General features: G+C 62.0%; 12 protein-coding genes and 1 tRNA gene. 5 read left to right on the forward strand and 8 right to left on the reverse strand.

All coding sequences use genetic code 11. The features are described from left to right. Positions 1–229 precede the first annotated feature (229 nt). From pbpC to C7477_RS17245, 5 genes are all read right to left on the reverse strand, one after another. Positions 230–2,443, reverse strand: coding sequence for a penicillin-binding protein 1C (gene pbpC / locus C7477_RS17220; RefSeq protein WP_245411886.1), 2,214 nt, complete (start codon positions 2,441–2,443; stop codon positions 230–232). Between the two features lie 256 nt (positions 2,444–2,699). Further along, complete coding sequence (locus C7477_RS17230; protein WP_110754419.1) at positions 2,700–8,243, reverse strand: alpha-2-macroglobulin family protein; 5,544 nt, start codon at positions 8,241–8,243, stop codon at positions 2,700–2,702. A 284-nt stretch (positions 8,244–8,527) separates the two neighbouring features. After that, a tRNA-Gln gene (locus C7477_RS17235) sits at positions 8,528–8,602 on the reverse strand. Between the two features lie 183 nt (positions 8,603–8,785). Then, on the reverse strand, positions 8,786–10,171 hold the full coding sequence (locus C7477_RS17240) for a DUF2793 domain-containing protein (RefSeq protein ID WP_110754421.1): 1,386 nt from the start codon (positions 10,169–10,171) through the stop codon (positions 8,786–8,788). Between the two features lie 126 nt (positions 10,172–10,297). Beyond that, the gene (locus tag C7477_RS17245) at positions 10,298–10,894 is read right to left on the reverse strand and encodes a biotin transporter BioY (protein ID WP_110754423.1); all 597 of its coding nucleotides are present in this window, start codon (positions 10,892–10,894) and stop codon (positions 10,298–10,300) included. A gap of 160 nt (positions 10,895–11,054) precedes the next feature. Between C7477_RS17245 and C7477_RS17250 the strand changes: the two genes are divergently transcribed. After that, positions 11,055–11,960 carry an MBL fold metallo-hydrolase gene (locus C7477_RS17250; protein WP_110754451.1) on the forward strand — a complete coding sequence of 302 codons (906 nt, stop codon included), beginning with the start codon at positions 11,055–11,057 and terminating at the stop codon, positions 11,958–11,960. A 203-nt stretch (positions 11,961–12,163) separates the two neighbouring features. Here the strand turns inward: C7477_RS17250 and C7477_RS17255 are convergent, their stop codons facing one another. Then, positions 12,164–12,946 carry a DUF1499 domain-containing protein gene (locus C7477_RS17255; protein WP_110754426.1) on the reverse strand — a complete coding sequence of 261 codons (783 nt, stop codon included), beginning with the start codon at positions 12,944–12,946 and terminating at the stop codon, positions 12,164–12,166. 251 nt (positions 12,947–13,197) lie between these two features. Between C7477_RS17255 and C7477_RS17260 the strand changes: the two genes are divergently transcribed. Continuing rightward, positions 13,198–13,590, forward strand: a complete 393-nt coding sequence (locus C7477_RS17260; RefSeq protein WP_245411887.1) for a hypothetical protein — start codon at positions 13,198–13,200, stop codon at positions 13,588–13,590. 62 nt (positions 13,591–13,652) lie between these two features. On the opposite strand, the gene C7477_RS17265 is transcribed toward C7477_RS17260, so the two are convergent. Beyond that, the gene (locus C7477_RS17265) at positions 13,653–14,303 is read right to left on the reverse strand and encodes a polysaccharide deacetylase family protein (RefSeq protein WP_110754428.1); all 651 of its coding nucleotides are present in this window, start codon (positions 14,301–14,303) and stop codon (positions 13,653–13,655) included. Between the two features lie 212 nt (positions 14,304–14,515). Beyond that, positions 14,516–17,176 carry a pyruvate, phosphate dikinase gene (ppdK, locus tag C7477_RS17270; protein ID WP_110754430.1) on the reverse strand — a complete coding sequence of 887 codons (2,661 nt, stop codon included), beginning with the start codon at positions 17,174–17,176 and terminating at the stop codon, positions 14,516–14,518. Positions 17,177–17,563: 387 nt separating this feature from the next. On the opposite strand from ppdK, the gene C7477_RS17275 reads away from it, so the two are divergent. From C7477_RS17275 to C7477_RS17285, 3 genes are all read left to right on the forward strand, one after another. Continuing rightward, complete coding sequence (locus C7477_RS17275; RefSeq protein ID WP_110754432.1) at positions 17,564–17,920, forward strand: VOC family protein; 357 nt, start codon at positions 17,564–17,566, stop codon at positions 17,918–17,920. An 87-nt stretch (positions 17,921–18,007) separates the two neighbouring features. After that, positions 18,008–18,229, forward strand: coding sequence for an antitoxin MazE family protein (locus C7477_RS17280; protein WP_110754434.1), 222 nt, complete (start codon positions 18,008–18,010; stop codon positions 18,227–18,229). Further along, entirely contained in the window at positions 18,226–18,549 is a 324-nt protein-coding gene (locus tag C7477_RS17285) for a type II toxin-antitoxin system PemK/MazF family toxin (protein WP_110754436.1), read from the forward strand. Before C7477_RS17280 ends, C7477_RS17285 begins: the two co-directional genes overlap by 4 nt.

Consider the following 18,549-nt stretch of genomic DNA (forward strand, 5'->3'; position numbering starts at 1 on the left):
GGACTGCCTCAGTCGTCGTGGCGCTCCCATGGAGAAACTGGCCCATAATGATTCCTTCCATTCCTGAGAAAAGAATGCACCATTAAAGTCTGGGATCAAACAATTTAGTGAGCGGTGGTCAGTGAGCGGTGAAAGTAATACCTCTCTGCTCTCTGCTCTCTGCTCACTGCTCACTGCTCACTGCTCACTGCTCTCTGCTCTCTGCTCACTGCTCACTACTCACTGCTCACTACTTCACCCACACCCCCACACTCGCCGCCCTCCCCGCCGCATCGATGACAGTCAGCGTGGAATAACCCGCGCCGTCGGGCATCCAGGAAGTAGTGCGGCGGCGGGAGGGTTCCGGTAGTGGCCTGCCGTTGGCGAGCCAGCGGAACGGCGCGCGGCCGCCCTGGAGTTTCAGCATCAGCGGCGACATCTCGCCGCCCTCCCCCGCCATCAGTTCAACAGCCGAGCCTTCCGGCGGATAGACGATCTCTGGCGCGGCCTCGCGGGCGGAAGCGGTGACCAAACTGCCCGGCGCAAAACGGCGAAGGCCCGGCGGCAGTTCGGCGCGCGACATGCGGACGGTCCCGGCAGGCGGGCGCGGCAGCGGCGCGATGGCGAGGCCGGATTTGGCGAACGCCTCGAACAGGATGGGCGCGGCGGAAGCATAGCCGGTCAGCCCAGGCACGGCGGCATTATCCGCCCGCCCGACCCAGACGCCCAGCACATGCCGGCCATCGAAGCCGACCGACCACGCATCGCGATAGCCATAGCTCGTGCCGGTCTTGTAGGCGATGCCGAGCCGGGGGCTGCCCTTGGGAGGGAGGACGCCGGAGAGGATGTCGGCGATGGCCCAGGTGGCGGCGGGGGTGAGGAGGGGGTGGGGATCGTGCATTTGCGGAAATGCAGGCGGGGCAATACCCCCCTCTGCCTTGCCAGGCATCTCCCCCTCAAGGGGGGAGATTGGCTGACATGATCCTCGCCGTTCTTTCTGCAACGTTTGGGATTGAGTGCGAAACCCTTGTGAAGGCGTAATCTCCCCCCTTGAGGGGGAGATGGCTGGCAAGCCAGAGGGGGGTGCCTCGCAAAGCTCGACATGCCCTTCTTTCCCCACCCCATCCCCCAACCGCACCACCCTCCCCTCATTCGCCAACCCCGCATAAAGCTGCACCAGGTCGCGCAATGTCAGCCCCACCCCGCCCAGCCCGATGGCCAAACCCGGCGTCTCCCCCTTCGGCAATTGCGCATCCACCCCTGCCCGCCGGAACCGCACCATCAGCCGTGTCGGCCCTACGGCATCAAGCAGCCGGACGGCGGGGACGTTCAGCGACAATTGCAACGCCTCGCGGATGCTGACATCGCCCTGATAGCTCATGTCGAAGTTTTGCGGCCTGTAGCCGGAAAAGCTGGCGGGGCGATCTTCGATGATCGTCTCTTGCGCAACAAGGCCATCCTCTAAGGCTAGACCGTAGATGAAAGGCTTCAGCGTCGAGCCGGGGGAGCGGGGGATTTTCGTCATGTCGATCCAGCCCCAGCGGCTGTCGTCGAAATAATCGGCGGACCCCACGTCGCCCAGAATTTCGCCCGTCGCGGCATCGGCGAGGATCATGGCGACGGAGGTTCTGGGCGGTAGCGTAGCGGCTGCAGCCTTCGCGACATTTTCCAGCCCGGCCTGGACCTTGCGGTCGAGCGTCACTTTGCGCACCCGGACGGCTGGGTCTGCCCGCATTGCGTCGTTTGCCAGATGGGGCGCGAGCGCGGGCAAGGCGCGGCGGGTGGACGGTACTGATTCAGCGGAAGCGCGGACGATTTCACCGGCATCGATTGTTCCGGTCGCGGCCATCCGCTCCAGCACCCGATCGCGCGCGGCGCGTGCACCGACCTGATTGCGGTCCGGACGGCGCTTTTCCGGCAATTGCGGCAGGGCTACCAGCAGCGCCGCCTCAGCTATAGTCATCAGGCGCGGCTCCTTGCCGAACCATGCGAGGCTCGCCGCGCGCACGCCCTCCAGATTGCCGCCATAGGGCGCGAGCGTGAGATAAAGTTCGAGTATCTCCTGCTTGCTCAGGCGGCGTTCGATCTGAATGGCGCGGGCCAATTGTCTCAATTTTGCACCGATGCTGCGCTCGGTTCGAGGCTCGATCAGCTTTGCGAGCTGCATGGAGAGCGTGGAGCCGCCAGAGACGATGCGGCCGTTGGCGAGGAATTGTCCTGCGGCGCGCATGAGTGCCAGCGGGTCGATGCCGTGGTGCGACCAGAAACGGCGATCCTCGTAGGCGACGAGCATACGCACGAAGCGCGGGTCGACGTCGTCGAGGGTGGTTTTCAGACGCCAGCGACCGTCTTTGGTGGCGAAGGCGCGGAGGAGATGGTTGTTGCGGTCGATGACTTCGGGGGAGAGGGTGGCGTTGAGCGGTGGGGGGTGGAGGCGGTCGAGGGTGAGGAGGGTGGCGGTCATTGTGCCAGTGGCGATGAAAGCGATGGTTGTTAAGACTGCTGTTTTGGAGCCTTTCATGGCCACGTTTTCGGGGTGCCCCGACCCCCCTCTGCCCTGCCGGGCATCTCCCCCTCAAGGGGGGAGATTAGCTTATCTCCAACGTTTACGTTTGACGCCCCGCGTTCATGAAGGCCTAATCTCCCCCCTTGAGGGGGAGATGCCCGGCAGGGCAGAGGGGGGTGAGATGACGTGCGCATTTTCAAACTATTATGCCCCCTCACTCACTCCCCCTCACCTCCATCATCCCCGTGGCCGTGCGCGCCGATAGCTCTGGGCGGTACATGTCCTCAACGCTCGCCGCCGGAAGCGCATACGTACCCGGCGTTACGGCGCGGACCACATAGGCCATGGTGAATTCGCGCGGGCTGAAATTCGTCCGGTCGAACGCGGCGACGAAGCGGTCATAGCGGAATTCGCTATGCGCCGCGTCGGTCGGCCCCAGCCATTCAAAATTCTTCAGATCCGCGCTTGAAACAAGGCTCGGATTGTCGATCTCGAAGCCAGCCGGAAGCAGATCCGTGACCAGCACGCGTGAGGTCCAGGCATTGTTCTCCGTCACTTTCAGCACGACGACGAAGCGCTCGTTCTGCCGGGCCTGTGTGATATCCGCCGGCTTGCCATCCAGCGTGTAATAGGTTCGGTCAATGGTGAAGCCGTTGCCGCCGGCGGGTAATGGCTGCTTTGGCGCCGCGATGGTTGTCACCACCGCCTGAACCGGGTTCTTGCCGCGGTTGCTTATTACCAGCGGACTGTCGGTCAGCTCATCCCCAGTGAGCGTTTGCGCGAAATTGCCGATGCGGCGCGCGCCATTCACGCCCAGCGCGATCGTGCGGTCATCCGCTTTCAGCGCGCGGGCGGCGAGCAGCATCCAGGCATCGTCCTGCGTGCTCAAATAGAGCGTCTGGTTGCGCAAGGCTTGAACGAGATTGACCATCTGCGGAACCTGCGGCGGCACAGGGCGGCTCTCCGCCGCCAGCGCCAGTACACCGGCGCTATCGCGCAGCGCCGAGCCATAATCGGACCGGGCCGGATCGGCGGGAGCCGCGCGCGCCTGATCGAATGCGGAGGTAAACGTGCTTTGCGCCAGTTGCGCATCGCCATAAAGCGACAGCGCGGCTGCCAGTTGCGCGCGGGCGAGCGGGGAGCGGAAATCGGCCAATTGCGTTTCCGCATAATAGCGCAGATCGCCCACATTGGCGCGGCGGTTGCGCGCCAGCACATAAAGCGCATAGGCGATACCGCTGCCCTGATCCTTCACATTGGTATCATAGGAAAGCGCGTTCTGGAGGTTATCCAGCGCTTGGCCAAAAGCCTCATCCGGCACGGCATAGCCCTGTTCACGCGCGCGCGTCAGGAAATCCGTGACGTAGCTATCCAGCCAGAGGTCGCCGGAACCGGGACGCCACAGGCCGAAGCTGCCGGTGGAAGACTGATAAGAAAGGACGCTATTGATGGCGTCCTGCACACGCTTTCGCACGTCCGCCGTATCGCCCGGCGTATCGGGCATGCCTGCGGTCGCCGTCAAATCGCTCATATAGAGAAGCGGCAGGGCGCGGCTAACCGTCTGCTCGGCGCAAGCGTAGGGATAGCGGTCAAGCGAGGCGAGCAGCGCCGGAATGTTGAAGCCAGGGGTGCGCGAAACGCTCACCGCCACAGAAGCGCCCTCGACAAGGCTTGCCGCCAACAGCTCGCGGTCGATGGTGATGCTGCCGCCATTGGGCTTGAGCGTCACCTCGCGCCGTGTCGTCACCGGCAAGGCTGAGGGGCGCACGGGGACGTTCAGCGTCTGCCCGACGCTCGGCCCACCCGGATGAGTGAGCCGCACGGACAGGCTGCCTGCTCCGGACGCGCTCGCCATCAGCGGCACGATCAGGCTCGTCTTGCCGCCCGCTGCCAGTTGCACCGTCTTCGGCAAATTCGCCTGATCGATCGAGACAGGCCCCTTCCCTTCGAGCCCAAGCGCATATTCGCCCGCCGGGCCGTCCGTATTGGCGATATCGAGGCGCAATTGCGATTTGTCGCCGGGGGCCATGAATTCCGGCAGGCTGGCAGTCACCACCACCGGATCGCGGACGATGACATCCTGCACCGCATGGCCGACGCCGCTTTTTGTCCACGCGGTGCTCATCACACGAACGGTGCCGTTGAACTCCGGCATGTCGAAGCTGACATTGGCCTTTCCTTCCGCATCCAGCTTGACGGGGCCGGAGAAGAAGGCGACCAGCTTCTGCGTCGGCGGGCTTCCCTCCGCCGTCATCCCGCCGCCATCGCCGCCGGTGCGGATCTTGCCGGTCGCGCCCAGCGAGCCATCGATCAGGCGCCCGTAAAGATCGCGGATTTCCAGTCCCAATTGCCGCTGGCCGAAATACCAGCCGTCGGGGTCCGGCGCCTGATATTTCGTCAGGGTGAGAATGCCGGCATCGACGGCGGCAACCGTGACATAGGCCGTATCACCTGCTTTCAGGCCGGACACTTGAATGGGGATGCTCAGGGCTTTGCGCGGCTCAGTCTTATCAGGCGTACCCAGCGTTACGGCCAGTTTGCGATTGCCCGGATCGACCTTGAGCCATTTGATGCCGATGGCGCGCATCGGCATGCGGGTTTTTTGCGCGTCGCCGGGGCGAAACAGCGTCACCGTCACATAAGCGCCCGCGCCCCAATCGTTGCCGACGGGAATGTCGACGGTCGCGCTCCCGTCAGGCACGCTCTGGGTCAACACCTGCCGCAGCCGATCCGCGCCAACCGTGATCAGCGCCTCACCGGCGAAACGCGGTGAAATCTTGAGCTTTGCCACGTCGCCGGGAGCGTAACTCTCCCTGTCGAGCGCGATTTCGAGGCCGTCGGGCGTTTCCGCCGAACGCGCTTCGGTGTACCAGCCCGCGTCGAATTCGACGCTGGTTGCCGGACCGGACGCATCTGATGTTGCAACCTCCAGCCGGTAGCGCCCCCAGGTGACGGGAACGGAGATCGCTGCCTCGTCGCCATCCGCCCCAAGCGCCAGCGTTCCGTTGGCCACCTGCTTGGTAAAGATCACCGGCTCGTATTTCCAGGAATCGCCATTGCGATACCATTGGTAGTTCTGCTCCAGCTTGACGAGCTTCCAGTTGGCCCCGCCAAGGTTCTGGCGTTTTCCCGTTGGGTCGACCGCGATGACCTTGAAGGCGGCGGTGGAATTCTCCGGCACCTGATTGCCGGTAAATTCCGGTCGGATGCCGATCTGCGGCCCTTCCGGCACGACGGGCAGCACCAGCGACCGCTCGACTGCGCGGCCACCCAGCTCGCGCATCCGCACCACCACATTGGCCAAAAGCGGACGCGTGGTGGAAGGCGTTTCGTCGATATTCACATCGAAGGAGGCTTTGCCGTTGGCGTCAAGGACCGGCAATTGCCCCAGATCGATGCGGCTCGCCTCCTCCGCCTCATCATCCGCGAGGCCGAAGAGATAGCCGGGATAGGCCATGCGCTCCCGCGTTGTCTTCAGGTTCACCTCCCCTTCAAGCGTCAGTCCGGCAGCAGGCGCGCCGTAGAGATAGCGGCCATCGACATTGACTCGCGCCGGTTTGCCCGTAGCAATTTCCTTGGCATCGCTTGTCAGGTCGAAGGCGATCCGGTCGGGCACGAAATCCTGCACCAGAAACGCGGTGTCGGAAATCGCAGGCATCTTCGGATCGGTGAAGATGCGCATATGCCATGTGCCGCGCATGGCATTTTGCGGCAGCGGCAGTTCCACCACATGGCCGCCCAACGCCGCGCCGCCGCTGACCATGCGCCTGTCCTCGACGCCGTCCGGCCGCATGAAAACGAAGGTTAGCGGCAGGTTCTCCACCGCCATTCCGGCATGGTCGCGGGAAAGCGCCGTCGCATGGACGGTTTCGCCCGCACGGTAGATACCGCGCTCCGTCCAGGCCATGATGTCGATGGCGCCGGGAACCGGCCTGCCCGTCACGCCCCGGTCGGAGAGGTCGAAGCCGGCCCGCGTCAGGTCGAGAAAGACATAATCGCTCTCTCCGTCTTTTGCCGTCAGCACGGCTGGCGTCAATCCGGCGGTGCCGCGCGCAAGGCCGGGCGCGAAGGTGACGCGGCCATCGGCGTCCGTCGTCGCGGTGCCCAGCACTTCGTTGTTGCGGGCGAGAAGCTGCAATTCCAGACCTGCAAGCGGCTTGGCGCTTGCCAGCGAGCGGGCGAAAACGCTCAAGCCATCCTCGCCGGCATAGGCGGCAAGGCCGATGTTGGAGACCACGAACCATTGCGTGGCGCGGGCGGCGCCGGTATCACGCGCGCCGTCCGGCACGGCCGTCAGCACATAGACGCCTGGCTTGCGCTGCGGCAACGCCTGATCGACGGGAAAGCTCGTCACCACATCCTTGTTTTGCTGCGGCTTGATATCAAGCTTGCCCTGCCATACCGGCTCGCCAAAGTTTTCATCAATATTGCCGATCTGATAATCGTTGAGCTGTTTCAGGAATTGCGAGCCCGTCATCACCTCCGCCAGCGAACGGTCGTTGACGCGGTAGAGCTTGAGATCGGCTGTAGACGTATTAACGCTCACGAGCGGCAGGCCGCGGCGCATGGCCGACGGCAGCACGAAGTTCTCGCCCGTGAAACGGACGGAAGGCGCGCGGTCGCGGACATAGAGATTGAGCGCCACCGGCTTTTCAAGCTTGTCGCCGGCCGCATCGGGAAGCCCGGCGCGCATGGTGACGGAATAGCGCTTGCCGTGCTGCAGCCCCTCGATGCAAATCTGCCGGTCTTGCGCATCGACCGCCTTGGGCGCGGCGTCATCCAGCGTGACGAACTGCGCGTAATCGACGCCGGACTTCGCCAGCTGCTCGGAAAACTGCACGCACGCGCGTGGGGTTTGGCTGTCGGAATCGATTGTGTTGTCGAGGACGCGGAATCCCTGCCGCGCCTTGAGATCATTATACGCCGCCTGAACTGGCGGCGCTGCGTCCAGCGCGAGACTGGCCTTATAGGCTTCAAGCGCCGGGCGGTAGAATTCCCGCTTTTCCAAGGCCGCGGCAAGTGTTGCCAGCGCCCGCGCGCGCGCAAGGGCTGTACGCGAAAGCTGATAGGCATTGAGCGCGGCGGAGCTTGCCACGCGCGGATAGTTGGCAGCGGCTGGATTGATAATGCGCGTCCGCAGCTGGGGCTGGGACGGCAACTGAGGTTGAGGTTGGGACTGAGGCTGAGATTGTTCCAGAGCCGCGTGGGCCAATTCCAGCCAGAAGACGCCATTGTCCGGGTTCTTCGACAAAGCGTTGACAAACCCATCGAGCGGGCCGCCCGGATTAATACCCGGAAAGACCGGCGGTTGCGGCGGCGCGCCCGCCTGATTTGCCGCGCCCGCCGTCCCAAGCGCCACGATCCGCTGCCTGTCCTGGCGCGCTTCGTCCGTGACAATTGCGGGGAGGAATGTGAGCGGCGGCGGGGCGCCGATATCCGGACCCGCTGCCGCATCGACCAGTTTTCCGGCAATCGCGCCGGGGGAGGGCGTGGGCGCGGTGAAATCGGATTTCAGAAAACACCACTTCGCCTGCGGATTGTAAGTGAAGGCACGGCAGGCATTCTCGCCGACACAGGCGGCCTCGCATTGCCCCAGCGTGACGTTCTTCTGCGTTCGCATATCCGAGCCGATATAATCGGCGTCTTGAGTAATGATGACCTGGCGCTCCGCCGCCAGAACGGGGAGGATTGAGCCTATGAGAATGACCGAAAAAAGCGCGACGAACCCGGCGAACGAAGAAGCTGCGCGAATCGGCATGCCATCCTCCTCTATGCGGGACCTAGAAATGGATGCCCGCCTACCTACTCAAAATTGCCTGAAGTTCCCCACTCCGCGGCGCATAGATACATGCCGGCACTCGTCCGACTGTAAACTGCAGTAATCAATTGGAAACCAGCGCGGAATAGATGTCAATCGCCAGTTACCGCCAGCATTCTATTGAGTAGTTTTTTAAAGCGCGCTGTCGTTATAATAATTACTGCCGTGCCGGGCTTCTTGCGGCTCGTAATTTTCCAATGCTTTCTAAAATAAAAAACAAATCATGGCTGGGGCGCCTGGATTCGAACCAGGGAATGACGGTACCAAAAACCGTTGCCTTACCGCTTGGCTACGCCCCAATGGCCGCTACCGAATATCTCATATCCGGCAATCGATGGGCGGCCTTATAACTGCTTCGCAAAGCTTGCGCAATGGAGGTCTTGCGTCGTTTCGCACCGCCAACCCAACCGAGAGAGACTAAAACAAAAGTCTCCCTCGGCACTTGATCTCTTTTCACCTATGAAAAAACAACGCCACGGCCGTCATGCCGCCCAGCTATTGGCGCCGGCGATGATACCGATATCGTCGGACACCTTCGTCAAGCCTCCCATCAGTGCGGGGCAGGCGATCTGCCACCGGTGGCCGGCTTGCCGCGCATAGACGCGAAAGATCATCGGTTCGTATCCGTAGCTCGACCGCGGATTGGTGGTGTCCTGGATGGTAATCGAAACCCATCCCTCCGATGGCGCAACCAGAACCGGATTTGGAGACCGGAATTCGACGCCGTTCTTGAAGACCCTGGCGCCGGAATGCACCGGCACGAGCACGGCACTATCGACTGCGCGCAAATAGGCATGGAAGGTATGAGCCGGCGCTCGCACCTGCTGCCTGGTGAAGCATGAGGTATAATAGGCAGCGCCGTTATGAGTAAGCGAAGCTGCCGTGCCGCCTCCAGCCGTGATTTCCGCAACCCAGAATTCCAGTCCCCATCGCCGGTAGCCGGCGGCGCCTGCATCGCGAATCATGTCGATCAGGCTTCGGACCTCGGGCGCCAGCGCCGCACCCGCACCGCTGTAGTCACTATTGTCGGTAATGAATTTTCCCACTCCCCGGACCGTCGATCCATTATAAAGGACCAGATAACGCGGAAAGGAAAAGGCTCCGATTACAATGTCCACCGCACCTTCTCCGGCGAAACGGCCGCTATCCTGATAAAGATTGATGGCAAAGTCCGTCAGCATATTGGTGGCCGGCAGCTCGATCCTGCCCGTGGCGGCATCGACCCGTAAAGCGTCATAAAACAGCGTGCCGTTGGGCGATACTTTCAGGGCAAAATTATCGCTCCCGTAGAGTCCAAGCAAGGCCCGCGTCGACCAGGCGGTCTGGAACACGAGCCCGGCATCCTTGGCCGGCTCCTTTTTGTTGATTGTGGCGCGCATGTCGCCCGTTCCGGGCGTCACATCATCATGGCTGAACAGGACGGCATCGGTTTTGACCGCAAGATGATTTGCATCGTCAGACAGCGTATTGACACCCATCCGCTTGACCGTGCCGTTCGCCAGCTCCGCCAGCGTGATGCCGTCGCCGCCACCCGATACGGCGCCCCACGCGGTGCCGTTCCATGCCAGAAGCTTGTCTTCATCCGAGACCCAGGCGATCCAGCCTTCCGCCGGAGCGTAAAATTCCCAGGCGCCGTCGAGAAGACATGCAACCAGGCCGTCCTGTCCAGCCCAGGCGCCGCTTGCGCCTGAAGCGACGATATAGCGGGAACCTTCCGCCGGGATCGCGGGTGGAGTCGTCAAATCACGGTCCAGGACTGAAAGTTGCACGAAGGCATCGAGAAGTTGCAGCGCCTCATTGTGCGTCACATGCTTCTGGGCCTGGCTTGGCAGAATGTAAGGGAGATTGAGATTGGGCGTGTTTTCCATCGGAGCGCTCCTTTCTTGATTGCGCGCCCCGAACCTTAAGAGAGAGGAAGAAGTGTGGGATAACTCCACACTCTATAAAAAAAACCGGGCGCTGGGGCCCGGTTTTTTATCTGTGTCGAGAGAGGCTCAGCGCTTGAAGAGCGCACCCAGCGCCGGGAGGAGGCAGGCGGCGAGCGCCAGCTTGATAAGATCGCCGACGATGAACATGCCGAAGCCATAGGTCAGGCCCTTTTCGAGGCCGAAGAGATAGACCATCCACAGGCTGCCCAAGGCCAGGATCACCACCTCGCCCGCCAGCATGAAGCCGGACAGCGCAAAGGGATTGCGCGAAAGACCCATATCCGCGGCGCGGCCGACGATCCAGGCGGTGGCGAGATAGCCGAGGAGATAGCCGCCCGTCGGACCAACCATATAGGCAAGGCCGATGCCCTTTTCCGGCGTTCCGGTGAAGACCGGCAGGCCGAGCGCGCCTTCCAGAAGGTAGAGCGCGACGGTGGCGACGGCGAGCCGCGAGCCATAGGCGGCGGCAATGGCGAAGAGGGCAACGGTTCCCATCGTCACGTTGACATAGACGAGATCGACCTTGATCTTGGCGGCGATCGTCAGAAGCGCTGTGCCGGCGAGCGCCAGCGAGACGAGCCAGAAGGCGCGGGCCAACTGTCCCTCCGGAAGGAACCGTTCGGCAAGCGAGGCATTTGCAGCAGGTGTGCGGGCAGGAATCATGGGCTCGTTCTCCAGAGCGCTGTTATCACCAATCCTTACCGTATATTAAGGAAACGCCCACCCGGCAATATGATTAGAGTATGTTGGAGCGGGATGCGGGCGGAAAACCGCTGCACACTTTCCTCATCCCGCTCACCGAATGAAAGAGTTTCTCGTTCCCATGGCGCTTGTTTTCGACAATTCCTTTATCCCCGATTATGGGAATGCGGTGGACGTGGCGCCCGGTGTCCGGCGAATCACGGTCAATAATCCGGGGCCGTTCACCTTCCACGGCACCAATTCCTACATCGTCGGCCGCGACACGCTGGCGGTGATCGATCCGGGGCCGGAAGACGAGGCGCATTTTGCGGCGCTCATCAACGCCATTGGCGGGCATCCGGTCAGCCATATCTTCGTCAGTCACACGCATCGCGATCATTCGCCCCTTGGCGCCCGGCTGAAAGAGGCGACCGGTGCGGTTATCGTGGCCGAAGGCGCGCACCGCCCTGCCCGTCCGCTGCATATCGGCGAGGTCAATCCGCTCGACGCCAGCGCCGACATGGATTTCAGGCCCGACATTTCCACCGCCGATGGAGAGGTTATACATGGCGACGGCTGGGCGCTGCGAGCCATCCACACGCCGGGCCACACCGCCAATCATGCGGCCTTCGCGCTCGAAGGTACAGGCGTATTTTTTTCCGCCGATCATGTCATGGCCTGGGCGACGACCATCGTCGCGCCGCCCGATGGCGCCATGGCGGATTACATGACATCGCTGGACAAGCTTCTCGCGCGGGATGATAAAATCTACCTGCCCGGCCATGGCGGCCCGGTGAAGAACCCGCGAGCTTTCGTACGCGGATTGCGGATGCACCGCCGGATGCGCGAGCGCGCCGTGCTGGAGCGCATCCGCAAGGGCGACCGGACCATTCCCGACATGGTCAAGGCGATCTACCGCGACACCGACCCGCGCCTCCACGGCGCTGCGGGGCTCTCGGTGCTTGCCCATCTGGAGGATCTCGTCGCGCGCGGACTGGTGGTGACCGAGGGGGCTGCGGCGCTGGAGGGGGTGTTTTGGATCGGCTGATGGGGCCGGTTAGCGCCCTCCTTCCCCCTTGCGGGGAAGGTGCCTGCGTCAGCGGGCGGATGGGGGTGGTGAACGGGTGTGCGCCAATGGGTAATCACAGCGCGCTGCCCTACCACCCCCACCCGACCCTTCGGGCCACCCTCCCCGCAAGGGGGAGGGAGGGTGCGAACCCGTAGCGCGCAGACGTTTGTATCAAAACTCCCCTACCCCTCCACCGGAGCGCCCTCCAGCTTCTCGTCCAGCGCGTTCATGAAATCCGTGACATAACGGGCATTGGCTCCCAGATCCCGCGCACCGTAGCGCGAGACAGAGCGCATATCGACATAGGTCGTATCGTCCTCATCAGTCAGGCGGATGGCGACATCGCTGGTGAAGCCGGGAATAAGGCCGTGCGCCACGGCCTCGACCGTGGTTTCCATCTGCTCGCCCGGAATGCCGAAACGGCCGGTTACCGTCCAGCCCTTGTCTTTCAAAACGGCGAGCACCGCCTCCAGAACACGGTCCGGCGAGCCTTCATAGCGCCGCCCCGTCACTTGCGGATAGGCGGCGGTCTGCAAGGCCGCGCGCGGCGCGAGATTGTCATTTATCGGATTCATTTCCGCGCCACGCCGGAAAGCGCCGCGAAACAGCGGCGGCGTGTCGAGGTCCGTGGAAATGTCGTGGAGCGATGGCGTGACGTAGGCGTGATATGCGGTGACGGCAAAGGGCGCGAGAACGCCAAGGGCGATCACCGACCCCCACAAGGAGCGCATACCGCCCTTGTCCCCGTTGCGCCACAGATTCACAAAGCCCTTCAACGCCAATGCCAGCGCGAGAAGCGCCAAGGCCGCAACCGTTGCTGCGAGAAGCATGAAATCCGGCGTGGCTATGGCTTCAAAATGATGTCCGAGCGTGGAAAAGGCAAACAGCACGGCTGAAAACACCGCCAGCCGGAGTGACCAGATGGCGGAGCGTGACTTGCGCCGCTCATAACGCAGTTTTCTCATGTCTGCCCTCGTTCAGACAGCGACACCCTCGGCATCGGCATCATGGTTTTAACCGCCCGTGCCGTCGGGTCAAAGCGGTTTCTGTGTTATAGCCGCGTGATCTTCTCCAAAAAGGCTGCAAACTTTTTTGGGACCCCTCTCTAATTTCAGCACATGATCAAATACCGGTGGCTAAATAAAAAGGGGCATTGCGGCGCCACATTTCCATGGGCATATATGTTTGGGGGCTTTATCGGTCAGGAATGTGGGACATGAATCAACCCCAAATAGCCAGCCTTCTCAATGAAAATCCGCAAGACGAGAATGAAACCTCGCTCGAAGCCGTCGAGGTTGAATTCGCGCTCGGTGCGCAGGATGTATTGTCCGACGGGTTCGATGGCGCGCTCGCCAAGGCTGCAAAGCTGGTAAACGGCGAAGTTCTGTTCAACATGCCCGCGCTCGATACGAGCGAAGCGCAGCGGATTGGCGCAATCGCCGTCGCGGGCAATCCTTACGACCAGATCATTTTCGTGACATTACTCAATGACGGCACAACGCTCTCGCTCTCGCCGCTCACGGGCGGGAATGCGCTGTTCGAGAGCCTTGGGCGGAACTATGCGGCGGTGATGAGGAAGGTGAGCGAGATAGGGAATGGTGAGCAGTGAGCAGTGAGCAGTGAGCAGTGAGCAGTGAGCAGTGAAATAATGGCTCCTAGAGTCTGTCAGAACTAGCTGACCGGATTCATCGTCTCCGAAGTCTGGACATCCTCCAGGCGAACGAACCGTTCGCCCTTTTGCTGCAGCGCCAGAACGCCCTCGACCACACCCTCGCCGGCCGAACGGGTCGGCTGGTTGATATGCGCGATGATAACGTCGCCATCCTTTGCCGCGGCGATCCGCTTTTCGACCACGGGCGCCGGAAGCGAGGCGCCTTGATCGCCATTGAGCGAATAGCCGGCGATCTTGTAGCCCATTTTCTCGATCAGCCCGATGGCGTCGCGTGAATAGCGCGCGGTCGCTCCGCGATACCAGCGCGGCGCGGCCCCCGTTTGCGCCCGCACGACATCCGCCCCGCCCTGCACCTCGGCGCGGATCGCCTCGAGGCTGCCGGCGGTCTTGATGCCGTACATGGTGGGAACGCTGTCGATCGGCGGGATATGGTTCAGCCCATGATTTTCCAGCTCGAACAGGTCGGGATGCGCCTTCATCACGGCCAGCGCTCCCGCATTGTTCTTCGCCCAACGGCCGGTGATGAAGATCGTGGCCGGGATCTTGTGCTCGACAAGCGTGTCAAGAATGCGCCTGTCGGTCTGCCCCATGCAGGCATCCAGCGTCAGCGCCACCTGCGGCCCTTTTGCCCCGCCCTTCGCGATATGCATTTGAGGCTCGACGATATCGATCGCATGGGCTTGGGCGGCGGCACTCCCCGCCAGAACAAGTGCAAACGCAAAAACAGACAGAGAATACCGCACAACAATACCTCGCACGACTTACAGATACTTAATAAAGTATCAACATTAAGGCAGAATTATAGCGCTCCATTTTGCGTATTTTGAATTAAATTAGCTATACTTGGTGAATAGTCAGCCCATTACTTACCAATCGCAGCCTGCGCCGCCGCCAGCCGGGCGATCGGCACGCGGAAGGGCGAGCAGGAGACATAATCCAGCCCCGTCTCCTCGCAAAAGCTGATGGATGCGGGATCGCCGCCATGCTCGCCGCATATGCCGAGCTTGATGCCTGGGCGGGCGGTGCGGCCCCGCTCGGTGGCAAGCTTCACCAGTTCGCCGACGCCGTCGAGATCGAGCGAGACGAAGGGATCACGCTCGATGATGCCCTTGCGCTGGTAAGTGGCGATGAAGGACGCCGCATCGTCGCGGGAGATGCCGAAGGTGGTCTGCGTCAGATCGTTGGTGCCGAAGGAGAAGAACTCCGCCGTTTCCGCGATTTCATGCGCGCGGATGGCGGCTCGAGGCAATTCTATCATGGTGCCGACCATGTAATCGATCCGGGTGGACGCTTCCCCCATCACCTCTTTCGCCACCGCATCGATGCGCGCCTTGACGAAATCGAGCTCCGCTTTAAGGCCGACCAGCGGCACCATCACTTCCGGTACTACGGGCGCGCCGGTATTCCTTCCCGCTTCCACCGCCGCCTCGAAGATGGCGCGCGCCTGCATCTCAGCGATCTCAGGGTAGGAGATCGCCAGCCGGCAACCGCGATGGCCCAGCATGGGGTTGAACTCGTGCAGGGCTTCGGTGCGCTCGCGCAGGCGGCCCGCATCGACGCCCATGGCCGCCGCCACTTCCGCGATTTCTTCTTCCGTCTTGGGCAGGAATTCATGCAGCGGCGGGTCGAGCAGACGGATGGTGACCGGCAGTCCCTGCATGATCTCGAAAAGCTCGACGAAATCCGAGCGCTGCATAGGCAGGAGTTTGGCCAATGCTGCCCGCCTGCCCTCCTCCGTATCGGCGAGGATCATTTCGCGCATGGCGAGAATGCGCGTTCCCTCGAAGAACATATGCTCCGTGCGGCAAAGGCCGATACCCTCCGCGCCGAAGGAACGGGCCGTGCGGGCATCGGCAGGCGTTTCGGCATTGGCGCGCACCTTCATGCGCCGCGTCTTGTCGGCCCACTCCATGATGCGGCCGAAATCGCCCGAGAGTTCCGGCTGCAGCATCGCCACCTTGCCGTTCAGCACCTGGCCCGTGCCGCCATCGATGGTGATGACATCGCCTTTCTTCAGCGTGACGCCCATCGCCAGCATGGTTTCGTTGCGGTGATCGACGCGAAGGCCGCCTGCTCCCGATACGCAGGGCTTGCCCATGCCGCGGGCGACGACCGCCGCATGGCTGGTCATGCCGCCGCGGGTGGTGAGGATGCCTTCGGCGGCGTGCATGCCGTGGATATCCTCCGGGCTCGTCTCGACGCGCACCAGGATCACTTTGCGGCCTTCAGCCCTTGCCGATTCCGCTTCTTCGGATGAAAAGACGATCTCGCCGGTCGCTGCGCCCGGCGAGGCGGGAAGGCCGCTGCCGATGATTTTTCGCTCCGCCTTCGGGTCGATGGTGGGATGCAGGAGTTGGTCTAGCGAAGCCGGGTCTATGCGCAGCACCGCTTCCTCTTGCGCAATCAGCCCTTCATCCGCCATTTCCACCGCGATCTTCAACGCGGCCTTGGCGGTGCGTTTGCCGGAGCGAGTCTGCAGCATCCACAACTTGCCCTGCTCGATGGTGAATTCGAGATCCTGCATGTCGCGATAATGCTTCTCCAGCGTATCGGCGACTTTAAGAAATTCGGCGAAGGCATCCGGCATGACCTTTTCAAGCGACGGCTTGTCGGAGCCGGCGTTTATGCGTGCCTCCTCGGTGATGTTCTGCGGCGTGCGGATGCCCGCCACTACATCCTCGCCTTGCGCATTGACGAGGAATTCGCCGTAGAGCTTCTTCTCGCCCGTGGATGGATTGCGGGTGAAGGCGACGCCCGTGGCGGATGTCTCGCCCATATTGCCGAACACCATCGCCTGGACGCTGACCGCCGTGCCCCAGGCTTCCGGAATATTATGCAGGCGGCGATAGGTAATGGCGCGGGCGTTCATCCAGCTGGAAAACACGGCGCCGATGGCGCCCCAGAGTTGTTTTTCAGGGACCTGAGGAAACGGCTCGCCCAGTTCTTCCTCAACCTTGGCCTTGTAGAGTGTGATGACATCCTTCCACTCTTCCGCCGACAAATCCGTATCAACTTCGTGGCCGAGATTGGCCTTGGCATCCTCCAGGATTTCCTCGAAGAAGGCGTGATCGACACCCAGCACGACATCGGAATACATCTGGATGAAACGGCGGTAGCTGTCATAGGCGAAGCGCTCGTCGCCGGATTCCCGCGCGATGGCGAGAACCGTTTCGTCATTGAGACCAAGGTTCAGCACCGTATCCATCATGCCCGGCATGGATGCGCGGGCGCCGGAACGCACGGAGACCAGCAACGGCTTTTTGGGATCGCCGAAGGTGCGGCCGGTCAGCGTCGAGATGTGCGTGAGCGCCTTTTCGACCTCCGCCTCCAACTCGGTAGGATAGGTGCGGGCGTGATCGTAATAATAGCTGCAGACATCTGACGTGATGGTGAATCCGGGGGGAACCGGCAGGCCGAGGCTCGCCATTTCCGCAAGATTTGCGCCCTTGCCGCCAAGCAGATCGCGGTCGGAGGCGGAGCCTTCCGCCTTGCCGTCGCCGAACGTATAGACCCATTTTGCCATCGGGACTTCCTCCAAACCCTTCCACCCTACGAGGTTTATGCGATGGCAACCGCCCGCTACAACCGGAAAATGCCGCACCGAGAAATCAAATCGATTAGGGGCTGCGTCAGACAGCGTCCCTCCCCCTTGCGGGGAGGGTGGCCCGTAGGGCCGGGTGGGGGTGGTGACGTTTGCGCTCTGCTGAGGACTGTGGCGCACCCGTCACCACCCCCATCCGCCCGCTAACGCGGGCGTTCGTCGCTGGAAAAGCCAAATCGTTGGCTTTTCCTCGGCCTATGGCCGAACGCTTCTCACCCCCGCAAGGGGGAAGGAGGCGCGCCGTCTTTCTCTCTTGCATTTTCCGCAACGGACGCTTAGAACATAAACAGAACACGGAGAGGTGGTATCATGCGCATTACGGGAAAAATCGATTATCTGGAACTGCCGGCCGGCGGGGGGACGCTTGACAGCGTGAAGAACTTCTACAGCGCGGCTTTTGCCTGGACCTTCACCGATTACGGCCCGACCTATTCCTCCTTCAACGAAGGACTGGATGGCGGGTTCGATGCAACCCCGCTGGAACCGGCGACCAAGCCGCTGCCGGTGCTCTATTCCGAAAATCTGGAAAAAACGCTCGAGGCGGTGGAGAAGGCCGGCGGCGTGATCGTCAGGCCGATCTTCTCCTTCCCCGGCGGCAGGCGTTTTCATTTCACCGATCCAGCGGGGAATGAACTGGCGGTGTGGGGGGAACAGGACGGCGAATAAAGCTATCGAGGATTGGCGTACTGCTGGACTTGCATCCAGACCTGTTTGCGAGTATGTTACATGTAACATCTCGTTGGAGATTCCACTATGCCTACACCTGTAAGTGAGCGGGTCCAGAAGCGCAGGAGTGCGCTGCGCGCAGCTGGATTGCGCCCGGTGCAGATATGGGTACCGGATACGCGCCGCCGCGGCTTCGCTGAAGAATGCCGCCGGCAATCGCGCGTTGTCGCCAGGGCGGATGCTGCCGACCACGATCTCGATGTCTTCATGGACGCGGCACTGGCTGATCTGGGAGAGGCCGACACGTGAGGCGGGGCGACCTCGTCACCGTCGCTATGCAGGGTGATTTCGGGAAGCCTCGCCCTGCGCTCATCGTCCAGGCTGATCAGTTCGAGGATACAGGCACGGTCACGGTGCTTTTGATATCGGGAACGCTGATGGACGCCCCCCTGCTTCGCATCACGGTACAACCAACCACTGAAAACGGCTTGCGTGAAGTATCACAAGTCATGGTTGACAAGGCCATGTCGGTAAAGCGCGACCGCCTGCGCGCCTCGTTTGGCCGGATCGATGATGAAACGATGCTGGCCACCACGCGCTCACTCGCCGTCTTTCTCGGAATCGCCTGA

The sequence above is a fragment of the Paramesorhizobium leguminum genome (assembly GCF_003217235.1).
Lineage (GTDB): Bacteria > Pseudomonadota > Alphaproteobacteria > Rhizobiales > Rhizobiaceae > Paramesorhizobium > Paramesorhizobium leguminum.

Bases quoted from the DNA above. Each gene is read 5' to 3' on its own strand.
- pbpC (WP_245411886.1), bottom strand. From the start codon at position 2,443: ATGACCGCCACCCTCCTCACCCTCGACCGCCTCCACCCCCCACCGCTC.
- C7477_RS17230 (WP_110754419.1), bottom strand. From the start codon at position 8,243: ATGCCGATTCGCGCAGCTTCTTCGTTCGCCGGGTTCGTCGCGCTTTTT.
- C7477_RS17240 (WP_110754421.1), bottom strand. From the start codon at position 10,171: ATGGAAAACACGCCCAATCTCAATCTCCCTTACATTCTGCCAAGCCAG.
- C7477_RS17245 (WP_110754423.1), bottom strand. From the start codon at position 10,894: ATGATTCCTGCCCGCACACCTGCTGCAAATGCCTCGCTTGCCGAACGG.
- C7477_RS17250 (WP_110754451.1), top strand. From the start codon at position 11,055: ATGGCGCTTGTTTTCGACAATTCCTTTATCCCCGATTATGGGAATGCG.
- C7477_RS17255 (WP_110754426.1), bottom strand. From the start codon at position 12,946: ATGAGAAAACTGCGTTATGAGCGGCGCAAGTCACGCTCCGCCATCTGG.
- C7477_RS17260 (WP_245411887.1), top strand. From the start codon at position 13,198: ATGAATCAACCCCAAATAGCCAGCCTTCTCAATGAAAATCCGCAAGAC.
- C7477_RS17265 (WP_110754428.1), bottom strand. From the start codon at position 14,303: ATGCATATCGCGAAGGGCGGGGCAAAAGGGCCGCAGGTGGCGCTGACG.
- ppdK (WP_110754430.1), bottom strand. From the start codon at position 17,176: ATGGCAAAATGGGTCTATACGTTCGGCGACGGCAAGGCGGAAGGCTCC.
- C7477_RS17275 (WP_110754432.1), top strand. From the start codon at position 17,564: ATGCGCATTACGGGAAAAATCGATTATCTGGAACTGCCGGCCGGCGGG.
- C7477_RS17280 (WP_110754434.1), top strand. From the start codon at position 18,008: ATGCCTACACCTGTAAGTGAGCGGGTCCAGAAGCGCAGGAGTGCGCTG.